Source organism: Nitratidesulfovibrio sp. 1201_IL3209, assembly GCF_036763125.1.
GTDB lineage: Bacteria > Desulfobacterota > Desulfovibrionia > Desulfovibrionales > Desulfovibrionaceae > Cupidesulfovibrio.
This window is the reverse complement of the sequence record NZ_JBAIYT010000010.1, coordinates 92,441-102,916: the sequence shown is the minus strand read 5'-3', so window position 1 is coordinate 102,916 and position 10,476 is coordinate 92,441. Positions and strand designations below refer to the sequence as shown.

The window sequence follows — 10,476 nt, the reverse complement described above, 5'->3', positions numbered from 1 at the left end:
CAGGCTGCTCGCTCGCGGGCCAGAGGGTATCGGAACGTAACAACCTTCATCACCATGATCTACCTGATCGGAGCGCCCATCACCCAACTCTTGGAGGCGTGAATTCCACAGCTAACGTCGAAGACCCAAAAAGAATGGGGGATAACCCTACCGGGTTCGCCCCGCCATCGGCGAATGCCATGGCGTTGGCCGGTTCTCCGGTGCGGGTCATTCCCGGTATCCCGTGTCTGGGGGCAGCCCGCCCGACGAGGCCCGGGTACGGGCCAGCACGTCGCACCGTTCGTTCTCCGGGTGGCCGGAATGGCCGCGCACCCAGTGAAAGCGCACCGTGTGCACGTCCAGCAGGGGGTGCAGCCGTTCCCACAGGTCGCGGTTCTTCACCGGCTTCTTGTCGCTGGTCTTCCAGCCGTTGCGGCGCCAGCCCGCCAGCCATTTCTTTTCCACCGCGTTGCGCACGTACTGCGAGTCGGTGTGCAGGTCCACGCTGCACGGTTCCTTCAGTATGGAAAGGGCCTCGATGACCGCCAGGATTTCCATGCGGTTGTTGGTGGTCAGGGCGAAGCCCCCCGAAAGCTCGCGCTCCGAGCCGTTGCAGCGCAGCACGGCGGCCCAGCCGCCGGGGCCGGGGTTGCCGAGGCACGAGCCGTCGGTGAAGGCCTGGACGTTCTTCATGGTCATGCGATGGTCCGGTGATGTCGGTTGGGGGTGGCTGGATGGCGAAAAACGTGGCCGCGACCGGTTCGGATCAGGCCTCGCCCAGTTTGTCCCACAGGTATTTCAGGGCGCGCACCAGCCCTTCGGCCCACTGGCCGGAGGCCATGGCGGGGCGCAGCCAGTCGTTTTCCAGGGTCTGGGGCAGGGTTTCGCCGTAGGCCCTGCGCACCAGCGGGGGCAGTTCCACGATGGCCTGCCCCTTTGCCGGGCACAGCCCCACGAAGATGGTGCGGGCGTCCACGTTGGGCAGTTCCGGGGTGTCGCGCCGGACGTGGATGACCAGCTTCAGCCCGTGCACCTCGCGGAAGGCGCCCACCAGTTCGCGCAGGGCCTTTTCCTGCGCGTCGGCCAGCAGGTCCGCCTCGTCCCATACGGCGGAAGAGGCGCGCAGGTCGGCCAGGCGACGCTCGTTGTTGGCCCAGAAGGCCCACGCCGTCAATGCGAACACGGTCAGCAGCAGCATGGTGCGCAGCAGGAACTGGCCCGGCGTGTCGGCGTGGACCAGCGGCAGGCGCGGCTCGCCGCGCTCGCGCTTGGGAAAGAGGCGGAACATGGATCAGGCTCCTGCGTGCCGGTCTGGCGATGTGCCGGTGTGGAAGGTCCGGCGGTCTGGCGGCGCGGCAGCCGGGCGGGACCGGCGGGCCGGGCGCCGGTTACGCGGTGATGGCGTCACCGGCCAACGCCTCGGCGATCCAGGCGGTGAGCGGGGTTTCCACCAGCGCGCGGATTTCGGCCAGGCGTCCGGTCGTTTCCGCCTCGAAGCGCAGCACCAGCACCGGCTGGGTGTTCGAGGCCCGCACCAGGGCCCAGCCGTCGGGCCAGGTGATGCGCGCGCCGTCGATCTCGTTGACGTCGTACAGCGCGCGGAAGTGTTCCTGCGCACGGCGCACCACGTCGAACTTCACCTCGTCCGGGCAGGCCATGTGCAGTTCCGGCGTGGCGTGCGAGGGCGGCCAGCCGGGCAGTTCCGTCAGCGGCACCTCGGACGCGGACAGGATGCGCAGCAGCAGGGCCGCCGCGTAGATGGCGTCGTCGAAGCCGTACCAGCCCTCGTTGAAGAACATGTGCCCGCTCATCTCGCCCGCCAGCGGGGCGTTCACCTCCAGCATGCGGGCCTTCATCACCGAATGGCCGGTGATCCACATGGCGGGCTTGCCGCCGTGGGCCTCGATGTCGCGGAACAGGCGGTGCGAGCACTTCACGTCGGCCATCACCTCGCCCCCCGGCTTGCGGGCCAGCAGGTCGCGCGCGAAGAGCGAGAGCAGTTCGTCGCCGAACAGCAGGCGGCCGTGCGCGTCCACCACGCCCAGCCGGTCGGCGTCGCCGTCCAGGCCGATGCCCAGGTCCGCGCCCTCGGCGGCCACGCGGGCCTTGAGGTCGCGCATGTTGGCCTCCACCACCGGGTCGGGGTGGTGGTTGGGAAAGGCCCCGTCCGGGTCGCAGTACTGCGCGACCACGTCGGTGCCCAGGCGGCGCAGCAGTTCGGCGCAGATGTCGCCGCCCGCGCCGTTGCCGCCGTCCACCACCACCTTCAGGGGGCCGGAGGCGCGCGGGGCAAGCCGCACCCGCTGCGTCACCGCCTCCATGTAGGCGGGCACGATGTCCAGGGAACAGCCCACGCCCTTGCCGGAGGCGAAGCGCCCGGCGGCGAAGATTTCGTAGATGCGGCGGATTTCGGTGGTGTGGATGGTGGTCTGCCCGGCCCACACCTTGAAGCCGTTGTATTCCGGCGGGTTGTGGCTGGCGGTGATCATGATCCCGCCCTGGCGCTCCAGATGGCGCACCGCAAAGTACAGCAGGGGGGTGGGCACCATGCCCACGCTGACCACGTCGATGCCGCAGGCGATGAGCCCGGCGGCCAGCGCGTCGTGGTAGGCGGGGGAGCTGTGGCGGCAGTCGTGGCCCACCACGGCGGACGGGATGCCACGCTCCAGCAGGTAGGTGCCGCAGGCGCGGCCAAGACGCTCCACCCATTCGGCGTCGAAGTCGGCATCGACGATGCCGCGTATGTCATAGGCCCGGAACGGGCGGTCGGAAATCGGTTTCATGGGTGCTCCGGCAGGCGGGGAGGGGCCGCAAATCGGCGTCATGCCTTGACCGCATTCCACATCTGCCCTATTTTTGAGGCATTATGAACTGGGATTGGGAAAAACTGCAAGAAAAACGGCAGCGGCACTCCGGGTGGCGCGGTGGTTCCGGCGGCTCCGGCGACGGTGACGACGGGGGCTCCGGCGGTTCGGGCGGTTCCGGTGGTTCCGGCGGCCCTGGCGGCCCCGGCGGTTGGGACGACCCCTCCGGACCGGACTTCGAGAAACTCGGGGAAACCTTCCGCAAATTCCGCGAATACCCCTTCCCCGCCGGGAAGCTGGTGGTGCTGGTGTTCGTCCTGTTGTGGGCGGCATCGGGCATCTACATCGTCGAGCCCGACGAACTGGGGGTGGTGCTGCGCTTCGGCCGCTACGACCGTACGGTGGAGGCGGGGCCGCACTACCATCTGCCGTTCCCCGTGGAATCGGTGTACACCCCCAAGGTGACCCAGGTGCAACGGGCCGAGGTGGGCTTCCGCTCGCTGGCGCAGGGCTCGTCGTTCCAGCAGGGGGGCGGGCGCATCGTGCCCGAGGAAGCCGCCATGCTCACGGGCGACGAGAACATCGTCAACGTGCAGTTCAGCATCCAGTACCAGATCAAGGACCCCGTCCAGTACCTGTTCAACGTCACCAACCCGGCCGCCGTGGTGCGCAGCGCGGGCGAGGCCGCCATGCGCGAGGTCATCGGCAACAGCCGCATCGACTCCGCGCTCACCGACGGCAAGCAGGTCATCCAGAACGACACCCTGGCGCTGTTGCAGGACATCCTGGACATCTACCAGGTGGGCGTGCGCGTGCTGGCCGTGCAGATGCAGGACGTGCATCCGCCCAAAGAGGTCATCGACGCCTTCAAGGACGTGGCCAGCGCCCGCGAGGACAAGAGCCGCATCATCAACGAGGCCGAGGCCTACCAGAACGAGATACTTCCCCGCACCCGCGGCCTTGCCGCCGAGGTGATCAACCAGGCCGAGGCGTACCGGCAGGCCCGCGTGCGCGAGGCCGAGGGCCAGGCCAACCGCTTCCTGGCCGTGCTGAAGGAATACAACAAGGCCAAGGACGTGACCCGCAAGCGCCTGTACCTGGAGGCCATGGAAGAGGTGCTTTCCGCGCCCGGCATGGAGAAGATCGTCATTCCCGGCGAGGCGGGGGCGCGCATGCTGCCCTACCTGCCGCTGGACGGGGCGCGGCCCCGGGGCGACGCGGGCGCGGCCCGCAAGGGGAGCGAATAGCATGGAACGCCGTACCATTACCGTGCTCATCGCCCTTGCGGCGCTGCTGATCATGGGCAGCCAGTGCATGTACACCGTGCACCAGACCCAGAAGGCCATCGTGCTGCAACTGGGCGAGCCCGTGGGCGGCGTGGTGGCGCCCGGCCTGCACTTCAAGCTGCCGTTCATCCAGAACGTGGTGTACTTCGACGCGCGCATCCTGGACTACGACGCCCGCTCGGCCGAGGCTTTGACCAGCGACAAGAAGGCCATCGTGCTGGACAACTACGCCCGCTGGCGCATCACCGACCCGCTGACCTTCTACCGCACCGTGCGGACGATCCCCGGCGCCCAGGCCCGCCTGGACGACACCGTGTACTCGCAGTTGCGCGTCTTCGTGGGGCGCAACACCCTGACCGAGGTGGTCTCGTCCAAGCGCGCCGAGATCATGGGCGCGGTGACGGCCCGCACCTCGGAACTGCTGCGCGAGTACGGCATGGAGATCATCGACGTGCGCATCAAGCGCACCGACCTGCCCACGGAGAACCAGCGCGCCATCTTCGGCCGCATGCGCGCCGAACGAGAGCGCCAGGCCAAGCAGTACCGCTCGGAAGGCCAGGAGGAATCGACCAAGATCCGCTCCGCCGCCGACCGCGAGCGCACCGTGCTCATGGCCGAGGCCACCCGCAAGTCCGAGATATTGCGGGGCGAAGGCGACGCCGACGCCGCGCGCATCTTCTCCGAGGCGCTTTCGCAGTCGCCGGAATTCTACGATTTCCAGCGCAGCCTGGACGCCTACCGCAAGGTGTTCCGCGACAACACGCGCGTCATCCTTACCCCCAACGATCCGTTCCTGAAACAGTTCCAGGGGCGCTAGTGTAACATTGTTACACTGTCCGCGAATGGCAGTGTAACAATGTTACAAGCTGTCGCTCTGATACCGGAAAGCGCGTTGCGCTATACAGGCTGCTACCACCGGGAATCATGGACCCTATCCAGCGGTGGCACCGTTTTTGTATTGCCAGAATGCGTAACGACCCGGCATGCGGGCGGTAACGAGCGACGCAGCGTTGCCGATGCGGTGCATCCGTTTTCAGGCGAGCATCTGCATCACGGCATTGACGTGTCGCTCGTTCCATGCGAGGCAGCACTTCAAGAGTTGTCGCAACCTCTTGGAATGCGAGGCGTGCACGCAACGGGGACCGGTTTCCGCCGCGCCGGGCGCGGCCGTGGGGCCGTAATTCTTGAATGGGAGAACACCGTGTCCACCTTTGAAGAAGTTTTTGAGCGCATCAAGCTGGCCACCAACACGCGTACCCAAGTGGAACTTGCCGAGGTGCTCGACATCCGGCAGTCCAGCATTTCCGACGCCAAGCGCCGCAATTCCGTGCCCTCCGACTGGTACATGAAGCTGTTCGAGAAGTTCGGCCTGAACCCCGACTGGCTCAAGAAGGCCTCCGGTCCCATGTACCTGCGCACCGAGCAGGGCTACCAGCCCCTGGACGCCCCCGCCGCCGGCATGGTGCTGGAGGATCCGGCCCGCTACGGCGACCCGGATGCCAAGAGCAGCGTGGTCACCGTGCACTCCATGCACTGCGAGGTCACGGAGCAGGGCGGTGGCCCGCTGAAGGCCATCGGCAAGCTGTCCGTGCCGCAGTCGTACTCCGGCCCCACCGTGCAGGTGGTGCGCATGGATGCATCGAGCATGGAACCGCTGGTGCGCAAGGGCGCCTATGTGGGCATCGATACGGTGCAGAAGAATGTGGTTTCCGGAGAACTGTACGGCGTGTACGTTCCTTACGAGGGCGTGGCGCTGAAACGCATCTTTCTCGATGCGGAGAAGGGGCGCTTCGTGCTGCGTTCCGAAAATCCCGCCCACCCGGAACAGTACCTGCCCGTGGACAAGCACGCGGAGCGCATCGTGGGCCGCGTGGCCTGGGTGCTGCAACGTTTCTGATCTCCATATTCCCTGCGGCAGCGCAAGATCTGCGGGGGGAACACGAACAGGCCATCAGGAAGGGGCCGTGCCGTGAACGCGGCACGGCCCCCTTTGCTTCGTGGAATGGGGGAAAACCGGTAGGGGATGGGTGTGTCGTGCACCAGATATCTTGCATTGAATGGTGAAACGCGGCATATGCCGAAGTGAATCCGCTCCGTCGCGCTGCCCGCCGCCTCGCATGCGTCACAGGCCCTGCCGCCGAATCCCTCAGCACTGCCGGACAGCGCTCCATGACGCAATCGCAGCCCATTCCGGAACCTTTCCGTCCCTCGGTGGTCATCGTCGACGACGAGCAGATCGTGGCGCTGGACATCCGGCGCACCCTGGAACGCCTGGGCTACGCCGTGCCCGCCATGGCCGCCGACGGGGAGGAAGCCGTGCGCGTGGCGGGCGAGTTGCGGCCCGACCTCGTGCTGATGGACATCCGCCTGCGCGGAACCATGGACGGCATAGAGGCGGCGGGACGCATCTCCACCCAGTACGGGGTGCCGGTGGTGTTCCTGACGGCCTTTTCCGACGCCGCCACCCTGGAGCGGGCCAAGTCCTGCGGGCCGTTCGGCTTTCTGGTGAAGCCCTTCGAGGAGCGCGAACTGCATTCCACCATTGAGGTGGCCCTGCTGAAGCACCGCGCCGTGCGCGAACTGGACGAGGCCCGGCGCACCGCCGAGAACGCCAGCATCGCCAAGAGCGCCTTTCTCGCGGGCATGAGCCACGAGATTCGCAATTCGCTCAACGGCATCCTGGGCATGACCGACCTTGCGCTGGAATCGGCCGAGGACGAGGAGCAGCGCGACCACCTGGTGACGGTGCTCGAATCGGCCGAAACGCTGCTGGCCCTGCTCAACGACGTGCTGGACTTCTCCCGGCTGGAGGCGCGGCAGATCCGCCTGGTGGAGCGCCCCTTCGAGCCCGCCGCCGTGGTGCGCAAGGTGATGCGCTCGGTGCAGTCCGAGGCGGCCCGGCGCGGGCTGGCCCTGTCCTGGCGGGTGGCGCCGGAGATTCCTCCGGTGCTGGCGGGCGACCCGGTGCGGTTGACCCAGGTGCTGGCCAACCTGGTGGGCAACGCGGTGAAGTTCACCCATGCGGGGGTGGTCTCGGTGGAGGTGACCCCGGTGCCCTCGCCGCCGAGCCTGTTCGAATCGCTGTTTCCCCCCGGCGAGCCGGGCGGGGCCACCCTGCTGTTCACCGTGCGCGACACCGGCATCGGCATCGCCGAGGACCGGCTGGAATCCATCTTCGACATGTATGCCCAGGCTTCGGAAGATACCGGGGCCACCTACGGCGGCACCGGCCTGGGGCTTGCCATCTGCCGCCAACTGGTGGGCATGATGGGCGGCAGCATCTGGGCGCGCAGCACGCCGGGAGCGGGCAGTTCGTTCCACTTCACCTGCCGTTTTCGCCCGGCCCCCGCCGCCGAGGCAGGGGTGGCGCCGTCTTCGCGCGAGCGTGGGCGGGCCGCGACGGTCCTTGCCGCCACGCCTCCCGCCAGCGGCCCGGCCAGTCCGGCACCCTGTCCGGCGGCCAGGGCGGCCGCCGCCCTGGCGGGCGCGGCAGCGGGCCCGGCGCGGCCGCACGACCAGCCTTCCACCCATTCCGCATCCCGGCCCGCACCCCAGCCCGACGAACCGGCCGGCCGTTCGCTGCACGTGCTGGTGGCCGACGACAGCGAGGTGGCCCGCACCATCGCCGCGCGCCTGCTGCAACGGCGCGGACATACCTGCGCCACGGCCCAGGACGGCGTGGAGGCCCTGACCCGCCTGGCGGCGGAACGCTTCGACCTGGTGCTGCTGAACGTCGAGATGCCGCGCATGAACGGCTTCGAAACCCTGCGGCGCATCCGCAATTCCATGCACCCCGGCGTCAGCCCGGCTCTGCCCGTGGTGGCCATGACCGCCCACGCCCTGGCGGGCGACCGTGAGCGCATGCTGGCAGCCGGCATGGACGGATACGTGGCCAAGCCCATCCAGCCTGCCGCCTTCCACGAGGAAATCGCGCGGGTGGCGCGTCTGGCCGGGCTTGCCCGGCAGGGCTGAGCCCGCCGCCCCCCGGTCGCAGGCGGTTGCCGTCGCTCGCAACGGCCTTGCGCGACGCCGCGTGCGGAATCGCACCACATGCCGCATGGAAAAGACTTTGACGCAGTGTGCGAAAAGGAACACTATGCCGCATCACCATGCGCACATCGGACGATCACGCGGCACAGCCCGTCCCACCCGAGGGGGATGACGCGCCCCTTTCCCCGCACGCGTCCCGTTCCGCATCCGCGCCCGCCGGAGACGGCTTTCCGCCGCTGGCTCCGGGCGGCCTGACGGCTGCGGGCCGGGTGATGCGCCTGCCGCGCCGCCTGCCGTCGCCGGTGGCCGCCCTGCTGGCCCAGATCGCCGATACCCCCGGTGCGCCGCACGCCTCCGCCGATGGGGCAGGCCCGGCAGGCCCGGCCCCGGCGCACGACGCCGCGCCCGCGGGCGGCTTCGCCTACGCGGCCTCGGTCATCCTGCCCCAGACCGGCTGGCCGGAGGCGGAATTCCTGCCGCGCCTGGTGGGCGAACTTTCCACCCCCGGCAACCTTTCCGTGCTCGAGCGCGAGATGCATCGCCGGGCGGCCGCCGCGCCCACCCCCTATTCCCTGTCCCTGCGCGGCGAAACCGGCACCTCGGTGGAACTGCTGGTCACCCCCCGCCCCCTGCGCGGCGCCGCGCAGGCGGTGTCCGGAAGGGACGGGGCGGAGCCGGTGCTGTGCGCCACCCTGACGGCCACCCCCCTGTCCAGCCTGTCCAGCGAGGGACCCGCTCCGGCCTGGACCGAACGCACCCGGCTGCTCAACCTGCTGGACCGGCTGCCCGCCTACGTGGTGCTGCTGGGGCCGGACTATTCCATCCGCTACGAGAACCGGGGCTTTCGCCAATTGTTCGGCCCCGGCGTGGGCCGCCCCTGCTACGAGGTGATCCGGGGCCAGAACAGTCCCTGCGCGCTGTGTCCCCCCTTCGACGTGTTCGATTCGCGCACCCTGTGCGTGTACGACTGGGCCTGCCCGGAACGCCGTTCCGCCTTCCGCATCTATTCCTACCCCTTCGAGGACGTGGACGGCTCGCCCCTGGTGCTCAAGCTGGGCATCGACATCACTTCCGGGGTGCGCGCGCAGGAAGCCCTGTCCATCAGCGAGGGGCGCTACCGTTCCATCACCGACAACCTCACCCTGGGCATCGCCGTGCTGGACCGGGCGCTGGGCATCACCGCGTCCAACCCGCGCCTGCGCGAATGGTTCGGCGATGCGGCGGCGTCCGGCGGCCTGCTGTGCCACATGCTGGCCGAGCACTGCGGCGAGGACAACGCCCGCTGCCCCGGCTGCGCCTGCCTGGCCACCTTCCGCGACGGCCAGACCCACGAATGGCGGCTGGAGGCCACGGCCCGCTCCGGCGGGCGGCGGTCGTACCGCCTGACCTCGTGCCCCATCCTGGCCGGGGACGGCGGGGTGGATTCGGTCATCGTCATGCTGGAGGACGAGACCGACCGCCTGCGCGTGGAGGAACGGCTGCAACGCGCCCGCAAGCTGGAGGCCATGGGCACCCTGGCGACGGGCATCGCCCACGAGATCAACCAGCCCCTTTCGGCCCTGCAACTGTACGCGGGCAGCCTGGAAATGCTGGCGGAAAAGGACCGCGCCCCGGACCGCGAAACCCTGCTGGCCCGCCTTTCGCTCATCCTTGGCGAAGCGGCGCGCATCCGCGACATCATCGACCACATGCGGGCGCTGGTGGCCCACGGCGACGCGGCCCTGACGCCCACCCAGGTCGAGGTGGCGGTGGACCGGGCGCTGGGCCTGGTGGGGGCGCAACTGCGGGCCCACCGGGTGACCGTGGAGCGCGTGCTGCCGCCGGACCTGCCCGCCGTGCGCGCCAACCCGGTGCAACTGGAACAGGTGGTCATCAACCTGGTGGTCAACGCCATGCACGCGCTGGACGCCGGGGACAGCCCGGACCGGCGCATCCGCATCGAGGCCGCGTTCCGGCCCGTGGAGCGCGCCCGTCCGGCCCGTTCCGACAGAGCCGACAGAACCGGCAGACCCGGCAATGTGGACAGGCCGGAGGGGATCCCGCCCGGCGACGAGGCCCCGGCGGGCCGCGTGCTGCTGACCGTGTCCGACACCGGGCCGGGCCTGCATGGCCTGGAGGACCGGGTCTTCGACCCTTTCTTCACCACCAAGGATCCGCACAAGGGGCTGGGCCTGGGCCTCGCCATCGTGCACAGCTTCGTGGAATCGTGGGGCGGCGAGATTTCCGTGTCCGGCGGCGAGCCGCCCATGACCGGCGCCGCCTTCACCCTGGCCCTGCGCCGGGCCGCGCCGCCGGGGGGCGGCGAGGGGCCGGAGGGGGCCGCCGGGGGCGGATAGCCCGCCTTGCGGCATGAACACCGCGTCGCCGGGGGGCGGCGCGCCGCGCGGCCACGGGGCCGCCCGAACAGGAACGGACAG

The 10,476-nt window shown here is 69.2% G+C and carries 8 protein-coding genes; 5 read left to right on the top strand and 3 right to left on the bottom strand.

What is annotated here, in order from left to right; genetic code table 11:
- Positions 1 to 207: 207 nt before the first annotated feature.
- The 3 genes from rnhA to V6B97_RS07135 form a co-directional block, all read right to left on the bottom strand.
- Positions 208 to 678: a ribonuclease HI gene (rnhA, locus tag V6B97_RS07145; protein ID WP_333505809.1), complete on the bottom strand. Its 471-nt coding sequence runs from the start codon at positions 676 to 678 to the stop codon at positions 208 to 210.
- Between the two features lie 67 nt (positions 679 to 745).
- On the bottom strand, positions 746 to 1,267 hold the full coding sequence (locus V6B97_RS07140; protein ID WP_333505808.1) for a TPM domain-containing protein: 522 nt from the start codon (positions 1,265 to 1,267) through the stop codon (positions 746 to 748).
- A 100-nt stretch (positions 1,268 to 1,367) separates the two neighbouring features.
- A complete protein-coding gene (locus V6B97_RS07135; RefSeq protein ID WP_333505807.1) occupies positions 1,368 to 2,762 on the bottom strand; it encodes a phosphomannomutase/phosphoglucomutase in 1,395 nt (464 codons plus the stop codon).
- A gap of 83 nt (positions 2,763 to 2,845) precedes the next feature.
- On the opposite strand from V6B97_RS07135, the gene hflK reads away from it, so the two are divergent.
- From hflK to V6B97_RS07110, 5 genes are all read left to right on the top strand, one after another.
- Positions 2,846 to 4,030: an FtsH protease activity modulator HflK gene (hflK, locus tag V6B97_RS07130; protein WP_333505806.1), complete on the top strand. Its 1,185-nt coding sequence runs from the start codon at positions 2,846 to 2,848 to the stop codon at positions 4,028 to 4,030.
- Between the two features lies 1 nt (position 4,031).
- The gene (hflC, locus tag V6B97_RS07125; RefSeq protein WP_333505805.1) at positions 4,032 to 4,886 is read left to right on the top strand and encodes a protease modulator HflC; all 855 of its coding nucleotides are present in this window, start codon (positions 4,032 to 4,034) and stop codon (positions 4,884 to 4,886) included.
- A 384-nt stretch (positions 4,887 to 5,270) separates the two neighbouring features.
- Positions 5,271 to 5,966: a LexA family transcriptional regulator gene (locus tag V6B97_RS07120; protein WP_333505804.1), complete on the top strand. Its 696-nt coding sequence runs from the start codon at positions 5,271 to 5,273 to the stop codon at positions 5,964 to 5,966.
- 272 nt (positions 5,967 to 6,238) lie between these two features.
- Positions 6,239 to 8,041, top strand: coding sequence for a response regulator (locus tag V6B97_RS07115; protein ID WP_333505803.1), 1,803 nt, complete (start codon positions 6,239 to 6,241; stop codon positions 8,039 to 8,041).
- Positions 8,042 to 8,178: 137 nt separating this feature from the next.
- Positions 8,179 to 10,395 carry a sensor histidine kinase gene (locus tag V6B97_RS07110; protein WP_333505802.1) on the top strand — a complete coding sequence of 739 codons (2,217 nt, stop codon included), beginning with the start codon at positions 8,179 to 8,181 and terminating at the stop codon, positions 10,393 to 10,395.
- The last annotated feature ends 81 nt before the right edge of the window (positions 10,396 to 10,476 follow it).